This window comes from Heliobacterium mobile, from assembly GCF_009720735.1.
Taxonomy (GTDB): Bacteria; Bacillota; Desulfitobacteriia; order Heliobacteriales; family Heliobacteriaceae; genus Heliobacterium; species Heliobacterium mobile.
Genome location: NZ_WNKU01000014.1, coordinates 1 through 16,708, shown reverse-complemented (window position 1 = coordinate 16,708; position 16,708 = coordinate 1). Strand labels below are relative to the sequence as shown.

General features: G+C 49.9%; 21 protein-coding genes, 2 tRNA genes and 2 rRNA genes. 2 read left to right on the top strand and 23 right to left on the bottom strand.

All coding sequences use genetic code 11. The features are described from left to right. Nucleotides 1–104 precede the first annotated feature (104 nt). From secF to GJ688_RS12025, 16 genes are all read right to left on the bottom strand, one after another. Nucleotides 105–986, bottom strand: coding sequence for a protein translocase subunit SecF (gene secF, locus GJ688_RS12100; RefSeq protein ID WP_155476811.1), 882 nt, complete (start codon nt 984–986; stop codon nt 105–107). Between the two features lie 17 nt (nt 987–1,003). Beyond that, complete coding sequence (gene secD / locus GJ688_RS12095) at nt 1,004–2,212, bottom strand: protein translocase subunit SecD (protein WP_155476810.1); 1,209 nt, start codon at nt 2,210–2,212, stop codon at nt 1,004–1,006. A 138-nt stretch (nt 2,213–2,350) separates the two neighbouring features. Further along, nucleotides 2,351–3,013, bottom strand: coding sequence for an HD domain-containing protein (locus GJ688_RS12090; RefSeq protein ID WP_155476809.1), 663 nt, complete (start codon nt 3,011–3,013; stop codon nt 2,351–2,353). 61 nt (nt 3,014–3,074) lie between these two features. Next, nucleotides 3,075–3,275, bottom strand: a complete 201-nt coding sequence (locus GJ688_RS12085; protein ID WP_170291926.1) for an aspartyl-phosphate phosphatase Spo0E family protein — start codon at nt 3,273–3,275, stop codon at nt 3,075–3,077. Between the two features lie 167 nt (nt 3,276–3,442). Then, nucleotides 3,443–3,706 (bottom strand): preprotein translocase subunit YajC, encoded by a 264-nt coding sequence (yajC, locus tag GJ688_RS12080; RefSeq protein ID WP_155476807.1) that lies wholly within the window; start codon nt 3,704–3,706, stop codon nt 3,443–3,445. 48 nt (nt 3,707–3,754) lie between these two features. Then, nucleotides 3,755–4,879 (bottom strand): tRNA guanosine(34) transglycosylase Tgt, encoded by a 1,125-nt coding sequence (tgt, locus tag GJ688_RS12075; RefSeq protein WP_155476806.1) that lies wholly within the window; start codon nt 4,877–4,879, stop codon nt 3,755–3,757. A gap of 141 nt (nt 4,880–5,020) precedes the next feature. Continuing rightward, the gene (gene queA / locus GJ688_RS12070) at nt 5,021–6,055 is read right to left on the bottom strand and encodes a tRNA preQ1(34) S-adenosylmethionine ribosyltransferase-isomerase QueA (RefSeq protein WP_155476805.1); all 1,035 of its coding nucleotides are present in this window, start codon (nt 6,053–6,055) and stop codon (nt 5,021–5,023) included. Beyond that, nucleotides 6,056–7,471 carry a SpoIID/LytB domain-containing protein gene (locus GJ688_RS12065; RefSeq protein ID WP_170291925.1) on the bottom strand — a complete coding sequence of 472 codons (1,416 nt, stop codon included), beginning with the start codon at nt 7,469–7,471 and terminating at the stop codon, nt 6,056–6,058. Nucleotides 7,472–7,623: 152 nt separating this feature from the next. Beyond that, nucleotides 7,624–8,799, bottom strand: coding sequence for an anti-sigma factor domain-containing protein (locus tag GJ688_RS12060; protein WP_155476803.1), 1,176 nt, complete (start codon nt 8,797–8,799; stop codon nt 7,624–7,626). Between the two features lie 59 nt (nt 8,800–8,858). Beyond that, nucleotides 8,859–9,617: an RNA polymerase sigma factor SigI gene (gene sigI, locus GJ688_RS12055; protein WP_155476802.1), complete on the bottom strand. Its 759-nt coding sequence runs from the start codon at nt 9,615–9,617 to the stop codon at nt 8,859–8,861. Between the two features lie 60 nt (nt 9,618–9,677). Continuing rightward, nucleotides 9,678–9,902: a DUF2905 domain-containing protein gene (locus GJ688_RS12050; protein WP_328597364.1), complete on the bottom strand. Its 225-nt coding sequence runs from the start codon at nt 9,900–9,902 to the stop codon at nt 9,678–9,680. Nucleotides 9,903–9,904: 2 nt separating this feature from the next. Further along, nucleotides 9,905–10,447 carry an epoxyqueuosine reductase QueH gene (locus GJ688_RS12045; protein ID WP_170291924.1) on the bottom strand — a complete coding sequence of 181 codons (543 nt, stop codon included), beginning with the start codon at nt 10,445–10,447 and terminating at the stop codon, nt 9,905–9,907. Nucleotides 10,448–10,532: 85 nt separating this feature from the next. Next, nucleotides 10,533–11,627: a Holliday junction branch migration DNA helicase RuvB gene (gene ruvB, locus GJ688_RS12040; protein WP_155476801.1), complete on the bottom strand. Its 1,095-nt coding sequence runs from the start codon at nt 11,625–11,627 to the stop codon at nt 10,533–10,535. A 14-nt stretch (nt 11,628–11,641) separates the two neighbouring features. Further along, a complete protein-coding gene (gene ruvA / locus GJ688_RS12035; RefSeq protein WP_155476800.1) occupies nt 11,642–12,409 on the bottom strand; it encodes a Holliday junction branch migration protein RuvA in 768 nt (255 codons plus the stop codon). Next, entirely contained in the window at nt 12,406–12,894 is a 489-nt protein-coding gene (ruvC, locus tag GJ688_RS12030) for a crossover junction endodeoxyribonuclease RuvC (RefSeq protein WP_155476873.1), read from the bottom strand. Before ruvC ends, ruvA begins: the two co-directional genes overlap by 4 nt. 59 nt (nt 12,895–12,953) lie before the next feature. Continuing rightward, nucleotides 12,954–13,514 (bottom strand): hypothetical protein, encoded by a 561-nt coding sequence (locus GJ688_RS12025; RefSeq protein WP_155476799.1) that lies wholly within the window; start codon nt 13,512–13,514, stop codon nt 12,954–12,956. 265 nt (nt 13,515–13,779) lie between these two features. Between GJ688_RS12025 and GJ688_RS12020 the strand changes: the two genes are divergently transcribed. After that, nucleotides 13,780–14,250 carry an Lrp/AsnC family transcriptional regulator gene (locus tag GJ688_RS12020; protein ID WP_155476798.1) on the top strand — a complete coding sequence of 157 codons (471 nt, stop codon included), beginning with the start codon at nt 13,780–13,782 and terminating at the stop codon, nt 14,248–14,250. Between the two features lie 108 nt (nt 14,251–14,358). Here the strand turns inward: GJ688_RS12020 and GJ688_RS12015 are convergent, their stop codons facing one another. From GJ688_RS12015 to GJ688_RS12005, 3 genes are read right to left on the bottom strand one after another with little or no spacing between them, the layout of a single operon-like run. Next, complete coding sequence (locus GJ688_RS12015) at nt 14,359–15,126, bottom strand: YebC/PmpR family DNA-binding transcriptional regulator (RefSeq protein ID WP_155476797.1); 768 nt, start codon at nt 15,124–15,126, stop codon at nt 14,359–14,361. Nucleotides 15,127–15,172: 46 nt separating this feature from the next. After that, nucleotides 15,173–15,370 carry a CooT family nickel-binding protein gene (locus tag GJ688_RS12010; RefSeq protein WP_170291923.1) on the bottom strand — a complete coding sequence of 66 codons (198 nt, stop codon included), beginning with the start codon at nt 15,368–15,370 and terminating at the stop codon, nt 15,173–15,175. Then, entirely contained in the window at nt 15,363–15,788 is a 426-nt protein-coding gene (locus GJ688_RS12005; RefSeq protein WP_155476796.1) for a DUF3842 family protein, read from the bottom strand. Before GJ688_RS12005 ends, GJ688_RS12010 begins: the two co-directional genes overlap by 8 nt. 188 nt (nt 15,789–15,976) lie before the next feature. Here GJ688_RS12005 and GJ688_RS12000 point away from each other — a divergent pair, with 188 nt between their 5' ends. Beyond that, a complete protein-coding gene (locus GJ688_RS12000) occupies nt 15,977–16,144 on the top strand; it encodes a hypothetical protein (protein WP_155476795.1) in 168 nt (55 codons plus the stop codon). A gap of 48 nt (nt 16,145–16,192) precedes the next feature. Here GJ688_RS12000 and rrf read toward each other — a convergent pair. The 4 genes from rrf to GJ688_RS11980 form a co-directional block, all read right to left on the bottom strand. After that, nucleotides 16,193–16,309 (bottom strand): 5S ribosomal RNA (rrf, locus tag GJ688_RS11995). 4 nt (nt 16,310–16,313) lie between these two features. Then, nucleotides 16,314–16,389 (bottom strand) — tRNA-Met (locus GJ688_RS11990). Between the two features lie 4 nt (nt 16,390–16,393). Beyond that, a tRNA-Asn gene (locus tag GJ688_RS11985) sits at nt 16,394–16,468 on the bottom strand. Nucleotides 16,469–16,527: 59 nt separating this feature from the next. Further along, a 23S ribosomal RNA gene (locus GJ688_RS11980) occupies nt 16,528–16,708 on the bottom strand; the annotation flags it as partial.

Genomic DNA, 16,708 nt, shown 5'->3' with positions numbered 1-16,708 from the left:
CCTTTTCAGATTCATGTCATTACCCATTGTAGCATATTCACTAAAAATGAAAAGCACTCCAGTTTCCTGGAGTGCCCACATTCTCATCAAGCCACTGTGACCATTTAGGCCGTTTTGGCTCTATTTTTGCTCCGTTGAGCCTTCTCCAATTGTTTGAAGTCAAACCACAATGGGCTGGCATTGAAGATAGACGAATAGGCACCGGAGACGACTCCGACCAGCATGGCCAGAGTAAATACCTTTGTTGTCTCTCCGCCCCAAAACAACAGCGCCACCAATACGAAGACGACTTGCAATACCGTGTTGATAGAACGAGTCATCGTCTCTAAAACAGAACGGTTGACGAGCGACTCCAAATCTTCCGTCCGTTTCTTGCGATTCAGGTTCTCCCGAATCCGGTCGAAGATGACGATCGTATCGTTGATAGAGTAACCGACGACAGTCAACACAGCCGCCACGAAAGAGCTGTCCACTTCAATCTGAAAGATTGAGAAGATGCCTATGACGACAAAGACGTCGTGCATCAGTGCAAGGATCGCTGCAATCGCAAACTTGAACTCAAATCGAACGGTAATATAGCCGATAATCAGCACGCTGGCTATAGCCAGAGCCAGTAAAGCTTTTTGAGCGAGTTCCTTCCCGATGACCGGTCCCACGATTTCATCTCGTTGGACAGTTAAATTGCCCACTTGGCCTTTAATATCGTTGACGAGTTTGTTCCTTTCGCTCTCGTCCATCGTTTTCGTCCGAATGAGTACGTTGTTTCCATCGGAAAGCTGAATCGTCGAACTGCCCAAGTGGGACTGGTCTAAGACGTTACGAACCTGTTCAACAGTGACCGTATTTTCAAACTGAAATTGCAACAACGAACCACCAGTAAAATCAATCCCCAGATTAAGACCGCGCAGGAGCAGGGAGATAATGCCCGGGATGATGATGAGCAATGAAAGGGCATACCAGATCTTTCGGCGTCCGATAATGTTCATGTCCGGGTTTCCCTCCTTTAGGCTCCATACAGTTTATTGTTTTTGATCAGACCGCTGCCAACCATGGCCCGCAATAACCAACGGGTAAAGGTGACGGCCGTAAACATACTGGCTACAATACCGATACCGAGCGTGACAGCAAATCCTCGAATCGGACCGGTACCCAAGTAATAAAGAACAGCAACAGCGATGAAGGTGGTCACGTTAGAGTCCAAAATCGTCGTGAAGGCCCGTTTAAACCCTTCTTCAATGGCTGTGCGCAAGGTCTTGCCAGCGCGGAGTTCTTCCTTTAAGCGCTCATAAATGATGACGTTCGCATCCACGGCTACACCGATGGACAATAAGAATCCAGCGATGCCTGGCAGAGTCAATGTGGCATGCAACATGGCCATAGCACCTAATACGATGACAGAATACAAGATGAGCGATACGATCGCCACAATGCCCGGGGCTCGATAATAGAGGAACATGAATGCAAAGATGAGACCAACACCGACCATAGCGGCCACCTGGCTCTTAGATAGGCTGTCCGCCCCCAGAGTCGGACCGACGGTGCGTTTCTCGACCATTTCCATTTTGACCGGCAGTGCGCCTGAGTTCAGCAACAGGGCCATCCGATGGGCCTCATCAAGGGAGGCATATCCGGTAATCTGAGCTTGACCTGTCGTAATCGCTTCATTTACCTTCGGATTTTGCAACATATCGTTGTCAAGGTAGATGCCGATCTGTTTGCCCACGTTAGCACGAGTAACGTCGGCAAACTTCTTAGCCCCTTCCGAAGTCAGTGTCAGCGATACGATAGGCTGATTGTTTCTCGAGTCCATGCCTTCTTTGGCTTCTTTCAGATCGGTCCCTTCGACGACCACTTTTCCGTCAGCCGTACGGAAAGTCAAGACCGCCGTTTTACCGATCAGTTCAATCGCTTTATCGGGGTCTGAGATACCGGGGAGTTCGATAATCAGCCGGTTGTCGCCTTCCACCTGGATAATCGGTTCTGCAACACCCAAGCCGTTTACCCGCTGTTCCATGATGGCTTGAACCTGCTTGATATCATCTCGAGTCACTTTATGGTCCGGAGTATCTACTCCCTGCAGGACCACATGAAGACCGCCCTGCAAGTCCAACCCCAGTTTCATGTTCTGTTGAATCGGGGTGAAACTGAGAGCGGCAGCAATGGCCACGACCAAAATCAGGGCCACCAATTGGAGCGTTTTGCGTGCATTCATAGTGCCCGCTGCCTCCTTGCTATATTTACACTATTCACGGACGAGTGTATCCCCTTAACAGGGAATATGACACAAATTGAATTATACTCCCCGGTCATAAAGCTTGTCAAACAGGAAGATCTGGATTGAATATATTAACTATAAAAATCGTGCACCGTTAATTATTAAGTGGAATTGGCAATCAAGGAAAGATGCGGCCCGGCGGCACATGACCATTCGCGGGAGAAAAATCTCGAAGTAATCGATGAGCGGGCTGATTTGTAAGTCTGTTTTCAATTCTAAGGTGATATTGCGGCCTTCTAAATTCACGGATGATTCTCGTACGGCGTAGTTGACCCGATCATGAATATCAAAAGAAGCATGTTCTTTATTACGTACACGCTTAAAGTGAACATCACACTTGTCCGCTAAAATCAAGGCCGCTGCCGGGATGTTGATCACTTGACCGACCGATTCGTCATGATTGCCGATAGCGGCAATGACTTCAGCGATCTCTCCAAAGTCCATCCCCATCTCCCGAAGTATACTGCGAGCCAGCAGTGCCCCGATTTGAGCGTGGCTGTCCCGACTGACGGCATTGCCGATATCATGCATAAACCCGGCAATGCAAGCCAGTTCCACCTTACGGGGATCTGCCTGTATATGGGAAAGGATCCGCCCGGCTTGTTGACTTACCAGTGCCGCATGGCGTAAGCCATGTTCTGTGTAACCGAGCACACCGAGGTGTTCATTTCCTTTCTCGATATAGGCCCTCACTTCAGGATTGGCTTTGATGTCTTCGAAAGTGACCGTGATCGACATTATCATCTTCCTTATGCATTGAAATAGGCCATAAAAGAAAAATACGGCCGCTGAGGCTTGCTCAGCGGCCGGTAATCAAATCAGGAAAGTCCAATTCCATCTGACGGTTTGATCGCATATACTCTGCGATCAGGCGGTCAAGTTCACAGGACTTGCGGTAAATGGCACCGCTGGTCAGCGTCTTTGCGTCGAACCGCCGTGCCAACTTATCCAATTCCTTACGTTTGCGATGAATCCGGCGCAACAAAACCGTGCAATCCAAAATTGCCCCCTCCTTCGACAATAAGACTGCAAATATCTTTGATCTCAGTCAGGTTAGACATGGAATCTTTTCCATATTATTCATTCGACTAATTCCACAAAATTCCTGCCTGTGTTGTAAAGAATTTGCAATTTTTTTGTCACTCGGAAGGTATCGTTATTGTTGGGTTATTCTTTTTCGACGACTCTCAAGATGGCCGATTTGGCATATTCCACTTGAACACCTTCGGCGACTTGGAGGGTGACGATTTCTGTTCCCACTTCAGTGATGGTTCCGTACATACCACCGGCTGTAAGAACCCGATCATAGACTTTCAGGTTGTCCAAAAGCTGTTTATGTTCTTTTTGCGCCTTTTTTTGCGGGCGAATAAATAAGAAATAGAAAGCGCCGAAGAGCACTGCCATGTAGATAAGCAATACGCTTGAATCCATAGACAACTATCCTCCTTTCCCAAACAACATCTTCCATTGGTTCGAGAATTACGAATGATTTTCCTGCCCGTACTTATCGAGAAAGGCCTTTTTGTATTCAACAAAGCGGTCTTCCAGGATGGCTTGGCGGATATTGCGCATCAAATTCAGCAGCACATGGAGATTGTGGATAGTGAGCAACCGGTATACAAGGATTTCTTCCGCTTTATATAGGTGGCGCAAATAAGCCCGACTGTAATTGCGGCAAGTGTAGCAGTCGCATTCCGGGTCGAGGCGCTCGAAATCGCGGGCATACTCGGCGTTGCGAATGACCACTTTACCATGGGTGGTAAAAGCCAGACCGTTGCGGGCCACTCGGGTAGGAAGCACACAGTCAAACATGTCCACACCGCGGGCAACCCCCTCGAGCAGGCAATCGGGACTTCCCACTCCCATCAAATAGCGAGCCTTGTTCTTCGGCAGTTCGGGCACAGTCACATCAAGCATTTCATACATCAGCGGTTTCGGTTCTCCCACGCTCAATCCGCCGATACCGTATCCAGGGAAATCCAGATCGACCAATTGACGGGCACTTTCTCGGCGAAGATCGGCATGCATACCTCCTTGAGTGATCCCGAAGAGAGCCTGATCTTCCCGGGTATGGGCGGCTTGGCAACGCTTCGCCCAGCGGGTCGTCATTTCCAGGGACCGCTTGGCGTACTCAAATTCGGCTGGGTAGGGTGGACATTCGTCAAAGGCCATGGCGATATCGGCACCCAGGTCCATCTGGATTTGCATCGATTTTTCGGGCGTGAAAAAATGGGTCGACCCGTCGATGTGGCTTTTAAATTGGACGCCTTCTTCAGTAATTTTACGCAATGGTCCCAAACTAAAGACCTGATATCCTCCGGAGTCGGTCAAGATACCATGGGGCCAATTCATAAAACGATGGAGGCCTCCTGCCTGCCGCACCAGTTCCGATCCGGGGCGGAGGTACAGGTGGTACGTATTGGATAAGATGATACCGGCACCGAGTTCCCGCACTTCTTCCGGGGTCATCGTTTTGACGGTGGCCTGCGTACCGACAGGCATGAAGATGGGTGTTTCAAAAGAGCCATGAGGCGTATGCAGAATTCCCGCCCGGGCTTTCGTTCGGGGGCATTCCTTGATCAGTTCGTACTGTACAGGGGGCAATGGTGAGTCCTCCCTTTCGTCGATAACATTCGGAACAACGGTCAATTAAATTAAGGGCAATAGCAACAATCGTGGTAAATCGGGGGGATGTATTGACAACGTTCGCTAAGAGATCCACGGCTTTTCGTTCGGTTGTTTCGCTTAGAGAATCAGCATCGCATCTCCAAAGCTAAAGAAACGATATCCCTCTCGTAAAGCCTCATGGTACGCGTTCATCACTTTTTCTCGGCTTGCGAATGCAGAGACGAGCATGAGCAAAGTGGATTTGGGTAAGTGAAAATTAGTGATCAATCCGCTCAGGGCTTTGAACTCATAGCCTGGATAGATAAAGATGTCTGTCCAGCCCGAGGAGGCGACGATTTCACCGTCGTTTATCGTGGCCACCGTTTCCAAAGTGCGAGCAGCAGTCGTGCCGACGGCGATGACTCGACGACCTTCCCGGCGAGCCTTTTGGATGATGTGGGCCGATTCTGGGTCCACTTGATAAAACTCAGAATGCATGCGGTGTTCTTCGACCTTGTCCACTTGAACGGGACGAAAGGTACCTAAGCCCACATGGAGCAAGATTGAGGTAATAAGTATTCCTTTTTCGCGTAGTTCTTCAAGAAGCCGCGGAGTGAAGTGCAGACCGGCAGTCGGTGCTGCCGCAGAGCCCCGTTCCTGGTTGTAGACAGTTTGATATCGTTCGGCCGACTCGCGAGGTAACGGTTCCTCAATATAGGGTGGGAGGGGCATCTGACCAACATGGTCGAGAATCTGATCGAAATCTCCCTGATAATGAAAACGAATGACGCGTCCACCGAATTCAGTCGTTTCCAAAATTTCAGCCGCTAAGGCACCATCGCCGAAATCGACGACGGTGCCCGGTTTTAGACGACGACCTGGACGGACGAGAGTCTCCCAACAATCGTCTCCTTTTGGCGTTAACAGGACCATCTCTACCTGTACATTGCTGTCCCGTTTTATTCCATAAAGACGAGCCGGAATCACCCGGGTCCGGTTGACGACCAGCACGTCTCCCGGTTGCAAATAGTCGCCGACTTGCCAAAACCGGCTGTGGGTAACAGCGCCGCTGTCACGGTTTAAAACCATCAACCGAGAGGCATCACGGGGTTCCATCGGGGTTTGGCCGATGGCCTCTGGCGGTAATTCATAATCGAACAAAGAGACATCCATTTAATTTCCCCATTCTCCTACGATACGGAGCCGATCATCCCGGCGATCCTGGTTGTAATAATGCTCAATAATATCGTTGTATTTTTTTCCGGCTTTGGCCAAGCCCATGGCTCCCCATTGGCTCATGCCCACACCATGACCGAAGCCGTAACCGTCAAGGATGAATTCATTAGCTGTTGAGGACGAACCTGATAAGGTCGTTGTTCCCTCTGCAGAAATGGCGGTGGCTGTCGCCGTTAAGACGGCTAATCCGCTGGATTTTAGCTGATAGCTTCCGGTCGTCGCTACGGTCGTTTTGGTGACTCCCGAGCTTCCATTACTTAAAACCTGAAGATCAGCGCTGCCAGAACCCCCGCTTCCGGATATCGTAAATTTGGTGGAGGGAGTATCTACAAGCTGCCGGACCTTTGTTTTGTCGACAGAGATGATCCCTTTCGTCCCAATGACCTCTAATCGGGTCACACGTCCAGAAGGACTCGTCTCGGCAATGCGCAAACTTTTGACATCTCCGGGATCTTTTCCGGTCAGGGAAAGGGTCTGGCCGGCCAACTGGCGGGCCGTGACAGGCTTGCGCCAGTGATAGGCTAATGCAGCGGAACCTTTCATTTCTTCAGCATATTTGTCTTCCGGTGCTGGAACTCCCCGCAAATAGGGAACATCGCTGTTCCATACATACCGGGCATCTTCCGTTTGTCCCCCGCTATTGGAGTGAAACACGGCTTCGATGAGTTTTCCGTCGTATGTAACGACCTGTCCTCGCGTCGCATTGACCAGTTGAGTTACCCGGGGCGTTTCTCCGGCAATGCCTTGATAGACTTGGCTGCTTTGGGTAGCTTGCACATCATAATAATAGCCAAAACTATCCCGGCGGTCTCGCTGCTGCAACGCATAAGTTCTTGAGGCAAGTGCCTGCGCTTTAATCGCCTCTTCCGGGGCACCGCTGCCGATTTCCATACCGACGACGCCATTGAGGTAGGATTCCATATCAATAACGTTGATCAAGGCCAAGCTGTTGGTTCCCTGGGAACGCAAGTAATAGACTCGGAGGCTACCCCGGTATTTTTTGCCGTTTACCTCCAGAATATTCTCGCCGCTGCCAACCGCTTTTAACAGCAAGGGACCGTTAAAACTTTTGGCCAGGGACTTGTTGTCTTTTACTAGGTTGATGACGGCGCCCGATGCGCTGGCCGTCCACGTCTTTTGACCAGCATCCTCAATAATACCATTTGTTTCTTCATCAAACCACTGATATGTACCGGAAATTACGCGAACATCGGCTGATGTCTGCTGCGCCAGCAATACCCGCAGCAACGGCAATTCTCTCGCCTCAACCGGTGTCACTATTCCTGTCGTGATGAGCAGGCCGAATAGGGCCATAAGAAGCCAGTGAAGCCCCCACCGCTTTGTTTGTGCCATCTCCATTTTGTCTCCTTTTCTAGGTATGACTATGGAGCTTTAATTCGACAATCTGGTGGCACTTTCCTGTCTATGCAATGAAATAGAAAAGAGACTGTCTCTCACGATAGAGATAGTCTCCTTTGATGATAAAGGGTGAATTTTTGGAACGGTTATTTACTGTTTTCGTTCGGTATATCCGGTTGTACAGAGCTACCTATATTTGGTGAATCTTTGCTTTGTTCTTGAACCGGTTCGGATACAGTAATCAGATTGGCCTTATCGAGAGGGTCTTCTGGCTTCGATTCTTCCGGTTTTGACTCGGATGAACCAGTTGTTCCTCTAGGGGGATCTTGTTTCACCGGTTGTTCAGCCGATGGTGTCCTTTTACCGATTTCATCTTTATACTTTTCCGCTTTGAGAGATAGGTTTTCGTCTTTGACCGCTTTTTGAATGATTTCTGTGGGATTTCCCCCGGCCGAGGCGATGGCTTTGGTGATCGACGCTTTTTTCAGATCATCAGGTTTCACTTGCAAACCTCGATCTAAAGCCTCTAGATAAATGGCATATTTCCCGACAGAAAGCCCCATCTGACCTGCTTGTTCCCGTGATTCCTTGGGAACCCGGACAATGTGCACTTTGTCGGCGGAGAGTTTTTCTTTTTCCATGGCCGCTCGGGCCGAGACTTGCAGCCTCGTTACGAGGGTTTGGTTCCCCACAGGTTCCTTGTTTTGTCCGGTGACGGCGATCACAACGGCATTATCTTTTGCAGAAGCGAGATAGCCTAGCTTAACCGCTTCGTCGGTGATTAAAGCCACCGCTTCTTCCACGTGCAATCCCTGGAGTTGTCTTTGGGTCAGCAATTTCTCAGCATCTTGGTTCAGGGAACGGACAGAGATGACTAAATCATTTTCATCTAGACCGAGTTCTATCGATGGATTAATGTCAATGGTGACAAACTTCACCGGTTCTCCAGCCGGAAGCGTCTTGTTTTCTGCAGCCACATAAGTTGGCAAGGCTTCACTGTCGGCCAGTTTTTCAGGGGAGGGATTTAATCCCGTGGTACCTGAGCTAAAAACATTCACCATGAACAGCAATACTGCAGCCACCGCCGGGAAGGCCCACTTCCATGGCACCATGTACCACTGGTTCCCTTGGCGGGAACGGTGACCACCGGATGAAGCTCTTCCATTCTCCTTGAGTTGAGGCTTGTTGACCGGTGTTAAAAGAATCTCATCACCGATTTGAGGTGCTGGCGGAGAGATGCGTTCGCGCCGGAACTCCCCGCTGGGGGTAAGGACAATCACGTCATTTCCCTGAATCTCCATTACCACACCGCGTTCGTCCACTTGGCCCTATCCCTCCTAACCTTCTTCAAAATTCTATCGCATCGGTCAATAGACAGAGGTTATTCCTTGTCTATGTAACCTTTGAGATGCTCCAGATTCTCCATAAAGATGACAGTCACTGCGATGATGTACTTGCGCTGCCGTTCTAAGGTCTTACGGCTCACATCGACATCCCGTTCCAACTCTTTTAGCGGTAAAGAACCTTTTAGTTTCAAGTATTCCCGGTATTGGGGGTTATCAGCGATCATCTTGGCGACCTGAATCGCCCTACAGCGGGCATCTTCATGTTTCGGCGCCAGATCTACCAGCTCGCTGAAGGAGATGCCGTATTCCTGCAACAACCGATTATAACGGATAATCTCGTCGCGGCGGTCTATCGATTCATTTTCGAACTGATAAGCTTCTTTAGCTTGCCGCACCTCTATCCGGTTGGCTGTATCCTCACCGGATTCATCTTCCGAGTCGTATTCAAAAGAGGAAAGGGGGATCTCCTTCTGGGACCGCGACGCTTTGCGGAAGTAATCGATCAGCCGTCGACGAATGACCGTTTCGGCAAAAGATAAAAATGAAACACCCTTTTCGTTTCGGTAACTTGTGATTGCTTCATCAAACGCAATTAAAGCTATACTCGCTTCGTCGTCACTTCCCATACGGACGTAACGACCGCTCGTTTGAGAAGTGACCCTCATGATAAAGGGAGTATATTTTTTTATCAAGGCTTCCCTGGATAATGTATCTCCTTCCTGGGCTCGAACAAGGAGAATCTCTGGCTCTTGGTGCTTTGATGCGGAGACGATGCTGCTTACAAAGGGCCTCAATTCGTCCACCTTCTTTTACTAAATTGTTCGGGACCAGGATGCAATTTATAGGGGTAAATCCTACCTCCGTCCGAAAAGGTTTAACAACAGTGTCAAGATCAGGCTCAAGAGCAAGCTTGAGGCTAAGGGAAAATAGAAAGAAACATTCCCTTTCTGCCAACTGATATCGCCGGGCAGCCTTCCTAAAGAGATGAATTGGCTCAATAACCAGAAGAGGCCGCCAAAAATCAGCAAACCTGCGCCAACCATCATCATCCACTTGCCAAAAGAACCTCCGTCGATCACCGCTATTTCCTCCCTTTCGGTCGGTAATACCGATCTTTTTCACTATAGATGCAGCCGCAGTAAGGCTGCCGGTATAATTCCCGTTCCCGGGCCTGCTGTTGCCCTTCCCGGAATCCGGGACGAAAATCGTAATAGATAAAAGGAACTCCCGCTCGTTGCCCTATTTCTTCCCCTACGCGCTTCAAAGCTTCATGATCCTGATAGGGGCTGATCAGCAAGGTCGTGCTAAAGCCGTCCATACCTAGTTCGCAGGCTTTTTCGGCCGTTTTCTGCAATCGTAAGCGGTAGCAAAAGGGGCAACGCCCCGCCGGGTCTGGGGCGACCTGGCGAAGAAAATCCTCTAGTTCATAGTCCCCTTCTACGATGAGCGGCAGATCGATCGACTGCGCATACCCCTCTAAAGTCTCCTTACGGCGACGAAACTCTGTATAGGGATGAATGTTCGGATTATAAAAGTATGCCGTCACCTCATGCCCCTCCTGCCGCAGTAGATCGAAGGGATAAATGCCGCAAGGGGCACAGCAGGTATGCAACAGTAATTTCACGCAGGCTCACCTCAGGTAGCGAATTTGAATTAACGAGTTGATCTCTTTTTACTCTTGTTATATGAACTTATTATTTAGATTGTTTTTAGACCTCTGATTCGTCCTCAAAAAGTAACCCTGCTTGTTCCGAAAGGCTGTCTTTCGTCCCTGTCGCCGTACGAGGATCAATCAGGGACATCAACCCTTGCGGGATTGGTAGCCCCATGTGCTCACAAGCGGTTACTGTGGCCATCCTGCCTCGAGGAGTGCGATTTAAGAAGCCCAACTGCATTAGATAGGGTTCTACCACATCTTCCACCGTATCGACGGACTCACTGATGGCCGCTGCCAGCGTCTCTACACCGACGGGACCGCCGGCAAACCTACAGATTAACGCTTCAAGCATGCGCTGGTCTGTCGTGTCGAGCCCCCGCGGGTCAACTTCTAAGCGGCGCAGCGCTTCTGCAGCCACCCCTTGGTTGATAACTCCATCGGAGAGCACCTGGGCGTAATCGCGAACCCGTTTGAGCAGGCGGTTGGCGATACGAGGCGTACCGCGGGAACGGAGAGCGATTTCCCGGGCTCCTTCCGGTTGAATACCTACCCCAAGGATCGATGCAGCACGAGTGATAATATATTCTAGCTCTTCAGGACGGTAATATTCGAGGCGATGAATCACACCGAAGCGATCCCGAAGAGGAGAGGTCAGCATACCTGCCCGCGTCGTCGCCCCGACTAAGGTGAAACGAGGCAGATCGATGCGAATGGAACGGGCCGCTGGCCCCTTACCGATGACGATATCGAGACAAAAATCTTCCATCGCCGGGTAGAGCACTTCTTCTACCGCCCGGTTTAGGCGGTGGATTTCATCGATAAACAGGACATCCATCGGCTGTAGATTCGTCAAAATCGCAGCCAAGTCGCCAGGACGTTCAATGGCTGGTCCCGAAGTGACCCGCAGCTGAACCCCCAACTCCTGAGCGATGATCTGAGCTAAGGTTGTTTTTCCCAAACCAGGTGGCCCGTAGAGAAGCACATGGTCCAAAGGCTCCCGGCGGCCCATAGCCGCTTGAATAAAAACAGTCAGATTTTCTTTGAGCTTTTCTTGGCCGATATATTCCCGCAGCGTTCGCGGTCGCAAACTCCATTCGGCTTCTCCGTCTTCCGTCCGCTTGGCGGCAGTGACAATTCGCTCATCCATTTCGCCCTACCCCCTTACTTCGATGCCAAACTCTTCAAGGCCGCCTTCAACCACATTTCCACGTCAGCCTCCGGTGACACTGAAGGGGCCGCATCGATTAAGGCGTCCCGAGCCTCATTGGATGAGTAGCCTAAGGATTGCAGGGCCAAAAAAGCATCATCACGGGCAGTCGTTTTCCATAACCGGGATGGAGGCACCGAGGCAGGAGATTTTTTCTTTGAACGGGATGAGGAAGCTTCCGAGGAACCGGCTGGACTCACCTCAGAAGGTGTTTGTCCCGTTTCCGTCACCGTCGATGTGTCTATTGTTGCGGCAACCGCTGTTTCCGCTTCAGCCGTTTCTTGACGCTCAACGGCGACGCGGACGATCCGCAGCCCCTGTTTCAGCAGCTTGTCCCTCAGTTCAATCACAAGCCGCTGAGCCGTTTTTCGTCCAATTCCGGGAATCCGGGTTAAGGCCATCACATCTTCCGAGATGATCGCCCGCTGTACATCGGTGGCAGAAAAAGACGAAAGAATCCCCAACCCGACTTTCGGTCCTATACCGCTCACTTCCAGAAGCAGCCGGAAGAATTCCAGCTCTTCTTCACTCAGAAAACCGTATAGTTGGGCTTGATCCTCTCGCAGATGAAAATACGTATGAATGAGTACCTCCTTGCCTTCCCGAGGCAAAGAGCCGAAGAGAGTCGCCGGTACGAATACGCGATACCCGACGCCGGATACGTCAACTAATAGGCAGTCCTCTCCCCGTCCCACGAGGCGGCCACGCAAAAAAGCGATCATCGATAGGCCACCTCCCAAGTCAAACTATGGGCACAGCAGATGGCCACGGCCAGTGCATCAGCCACATCATCGGGCTTAGGCGTATCCTGCAAGGCCAACAAGCGGCGAACCATTTCCTGAACTTGACTTTTTTCTGCACGACCATAGCCGACCACGGCCTGCTTGACTTGGGCCGGTTTATATTCATTCACCGGCAACCCAGCCCGGGCCGCCGCCAGCAGAACCGTTCCCCTCGCATGGCCTACGGCGAGTGCTGTTGTTACATTGCGGCTGAAAAAAAGTTCCTCGACGGCGATAAGTTCCGGTTTATACTCGGCAATAATCGCTTCGAGGTCATTGAATATTGTCAGAAGCCGGGATGCCAGGGGGGTATGGGCTGGTGTGCGTATGGCGCCATAGGCGATCGCCGACAGTCGGTTTCCGCACATCTCAATCAGACCGTAACCACAAATGGCTGTCCCCGGGTCGATTCCCAGGATGACCAGCTCTGCCACCTCCCTGTGTTATACCCTGAAGGTATTCGACGATGTTCGGAGGATTCCTTTTATTTATGACCGTTAGATTCGTCCATGCCATCCAGATAGAGGGATATCTGGTCTTCGAGCTCCGGTGACAGCCAGCCTGATTCGGCCATCCGACGGAGAGGATCCGGCAGGCGACTGGCTTCTATGTTCGTCAGTCGATCAATACCACCGTACACCCCCGGAGGACCTACGATCACAGCCACGACACCTTCGGCCACACCGAGATGCCGTTTGGTACTATCATCAGCGCAAAGACCTGAAACAGAACGAGAAAAAATAATGTTTCCCGGTCGCAATTCCCACTGCCAGCCCTCTTTTTCCGGATATCGCTGCATTAACTCCCGGAAAGGTCGACCGGTCCAATCTTCCGGTCGTTCGAGATTTTCTGTCGTCTTGTGTCCGCATAATTGATGAGTCGTTTCAACGGTGATAGCAACGCCCGGCGCAATGGGATGATCGAGGTAGTCCTTCCCGTACCGTTCTTCCCAGGAGCTTTGCCCGTTTACAACCATAAAATCATAGGCGAAAACCGTCATATACGTCAAGGTAAAAGTCAGGAAATAAAGAAAGATTAAGGACAAAAGGGCAAATCTCCAGGAACCTTTCCCACTTTTTTTATATGTACGAATCTGTTCGACAGGGATCATATTGGTGATTCACCTTTTCCTTTGGTACTCTTATAGCAAATTCAACCAGAATTGCATTTACTATTCTTTCCCATTCTCAAAAAGGTGAAACATTCCTTATATATTTGATTGAAATAGGTTTATACCTTGACTTTTCCTCAAATTTTTTATATATTCTTATCAAATGGTTGGTGGTTTTAGGCAAGGAGGCCAAAAATTTATGTATGATGCCGTAGATTGCCGAATTCTTCAGCACCTCCAGCGCAATGGACGAGTTACACAAACTGAATTGGCATCGCTCGTCGGCCTCTCATCGCCGGCAGTGGCCGAAAGAATCAAAAAGTTGGAGGAAAAAGGGGTCATTCGGGGTTTTCAAGCCCGGTTAAATCCCCAAGCCCTAGACCTCGGTCTAACAGCATTTGTATCCCTGCGGCTCGATCATCCCAGTTCGTACCAAGCATTTATAGAACAAGTTGAAAGTTGTCCCTACATAATGGAATGTCATCGCGTAACTGGCGAAGACGGCTTTTTCTTGAAAATTCGAGTAAAAGACACATTAGAACTTGAAAACGTTTTAACCACCTACATTCTAACCATTCCCGGCGTCAGCCACACCCGTACCTCAATTGCACTGGCCACCCCGAAAGAGGAGAGTATTTTACCTCTTCGCGAAGACGATCAGTCAGCCTGATATATGGATCCAAACAAAAAAGGAGTCCCGCTGGGACTCCTTTTTTGTTTGGCATTTTATAGTGATACAAGTTATATACGTGCTCAGGTCATTTCGTCAAACTAGCGATTAGCCTATCTGATCCATCAATTCATCATCGATATCGAAATTGGCATAAGCGTTTTGCACGTCATCATGCTCTTCCAAAGCGTCCATCAGCTTGAGCAATTTTATCGCCATATCTTTGTCAGTAATTTCCGTCGTGTTTTGAGGTACCAGCGTGACTTCTGCAGAGGCTATTGGGTAGCCGGCATCTTCGATAGCCTGGCGAACTGCGGACAACTCATCCGGTGCAGTCAGGACTTCTACTTCTTCCCCATCGACAGATACATCCAAAGCACCCGCTTCGAGGGCTGTCAACATAAACTCTTCCTCATCGACGGTTATCCCACCTGCTTCGAGGTCGGTGTTGACAAGGATTACACCTTTGGATTCAAAAATCCAGGATACGCATCCGGACTCTCCCAAGTTACCGCCGCTCTTAGAGAAAAGATGTCGAACTTCTCCAGCAGTGCGGTTACGATTATCGGTCATCGCTTCAATCATGATAGCTACACCGCCAGGGCCGTATCCTTCGTAAACGATCTCTTCATAGTTAGCACCCTCTGTGCCGCCCAAGCCTCGTTGAATCGCCCGTTGAATATTGTCGTTAGGCATGTTGACTTCTTTCGCCTTTTGAATGGCGATCTTCAATCGAAAATTGTTATTCGGATCGCCCCCGCCCTGGCGAGCGGCAACAATTAATTCACGGCCGACTTTGGTAAACATCTTACCCTTTTGTGCATCGACTTTCGCTTTTTTGTGCTTAATATTTGCCCATTTAGAGTGACCAGACATGTGCTTCCCCCTTATACATTATCCAAATAGGTATTTTAGCATAAGTTTAAATGTTTGTAATTTCTTCGAGGATGATTTTGTGGTCTACCAGTGAGAGTTCTATGACGCGAGCTTTCACTGTTTTTTGTTGTCCGAATATGTTGACCATGCAGACTTGGTTATTTTCGGGGATCAGTTTATCGACCGCCTCCAGTACTAATTCGTCATGGCCGTTCCGACGGATATAGGCATTAGCCTCACACACTCTGTTCTACCTCCCATAGATCTCGGATCCGTTTCACTAAATGATGAACCTGGTGCGGCAAAGGCTCTGACTTGATACCGACGACTTCTATTCGACACCGGTTGATCGGGATTAGCATCTTCTTCGCCTTCGATTTCGAAACCGCCTCTGCCATGACAGGGGTCATTTCCCCCATCATACTATGGGCAGCAACGATGGCAACGGAACCTACGATAATGTCGACATCGGACAAGTTTTGAACCATTGCATTTTCACCTGTAGCGCCATCGTTAGCACCGGCTTTCATCATCGCCGCTGTGGCCAATGCATTGGTACCAAAAGCCCAGAGTTCAACCTTGTCCGCAAATTCCTGCCGAAGCTTTTCTACAATATGTTTACCAATACCTCCACCTTGGCCATCTATTACTGCGATACGCATGAAACGCCCTTTCTATAAGCCGCTTTTGCGGTATATTTATCTTTATTTTAACCGTTCACTGGTGGAATGAACAACATCGCTATTTTCACTTTTCGCCAATCTATGATTCGCCCTAAAGGAGAATCAAATAACAATTATTTTCCATTTAACATACTATGTAATATGGGATTGCAAAGGAGGTGAATTGAATGAGACGTTGCCGTCAAAGGACAGTTCGGGTGATTACTCTGCGCCCGGGCGAGCAGGTGATTATCCGCACTCGCTGTCGCCGTCGCCGCCGCCATCGACCCTGTACCCCTTGTACATTTCCTCCTACTAGTCCGGTCGTCCCTGTGCCAGAAGAAACTGAATGTTAAAATAAAAGCAAAGAACCAATGACATTCCATCATTGGTTCTTTGCTTTCATCCGGCAACGACCTACTCTCCCAGGGGCCAACGCCCCAAGTACCATCGGCGCAGGAGGGCTTAACTGCCGTGTTCGGGATGGGAACGGGTGTGACCCCTCCGCCATTGTCACCAGATCATTGGTTGCGGGGACAGGACTCGAACCTGTGACCTTCGGGTTATGAGCCCGACGAGCTACCAACTGCTCCACCCCGCGTCATTGGCTCCTCGAGTAGGATTCGAACCTACAACCTACCGGTTAACAGCCGGTTGCTCTACCGTTGAGCTATCGAGGAACGGTATCAGGGACATTGATTTGTCCCTTAAAAACTACACCAAGGAAAGTAAAGCGATTAAGGTCAAGTCCTCGACCGATTCGTACCCGTCGACTAAACGCCTCACGGCGTGTACATCTCGGGCCGATCGACCAGGTCATCTTCCTGGGGTCTTACCTACTTGCGTAGTGGGAAGTCTCATCTTTGGGTCGGTTTCGCGCTTAGATGCTTTCAGCGCTTATCCGCTCCCGACATAGCTAC

Excerpts from the sequence above, each read along its gene's own strand:
- GJ688_RS12020 (WP_155476798.1), top strand. The coding sequence starts at position 13,780 with ATGTATGATGCCGTAGATTGCCGAATTCTTCAGCACCTCCAGCGCAAT.
- secD (WP_155476810.1), bottom strand. The coding sequence starts at position 2,212 with ATGAATGCACGCAAAACGCTCCAATTGGTGGCCCTGATTTTGGTCGTG.
- ruvB (WP_155476801.1), bottom strand. The coding sequence starts at position 11,627 with ATGGATGAGCGAATTGTCACTGCCGCCAAGCGGACGGAAGACGGAGAA.
- GJ688_RS12015 (WP_155476797.1), bottom strand. The coding sequence starts at position 15,126 with ATGTCTGGTCACTCTAAATGGGCAAATATTAAGCACAAAAAAGCGAAA.
- GJ688_RS12005 (WP_155476796.1), bottom strand. The coding sequence starts at position 15,788 with ATGCGTATCGCAGTAATAGATGGCCAAGGTGGAGGTATTGGTAAACAT.
- queA (WP_155476805.1), bottom strand. The coding sequence starts at position 6,055 with ATGGATGTCTCTTTGTTCGATTATGAATTACCGCCAGAGGCCATCGGC.
- secF (WP_155476811.1), bottom strand. The coding sequence starts at position 986 with ATGAACATTATCGGACGCCGAAAGATCTGGTATGCCCTTTCATTGCTC.
- GJ688_RS12090 (WP_155476809.1), bottom strand. The coding sequence starts at position 3,013 with ATGTCGATCACGGTCACTTTCGAAGACATCAAAGCCAATCCTGAAGTG.
- GJ688_RS12065 (WP_170291925.1), bottom strand. The coding sequence starts at position 7,471 with ATGGCACAAACAAAGCGGTGGGGGCTTCACTGGCTTCTTATGGCCCTA.
- GJ688_RS12000 (WP_155476795.1), top strand. The coding sequence starts at position 15,977 with ATGAGACGTTGCCGTCAAAGGACAGTTCGGGTGATTACTCTGCGCCCG.
- ruvA (WP_155476800.1), bottom strand. The coding sequence starts at position 12,409 with ATGATCGCTTTTTTGCGTGGCCGCCTCGTGGGACGGGGAGAGGACTGC.
- yajC (WP_155476807.1), bottom strand. The coding sequence starts at position 3,706 with ATGGATTCAAGCGTATTGCTTATCTACATGGCAGTGCTCTTCGGCGCT.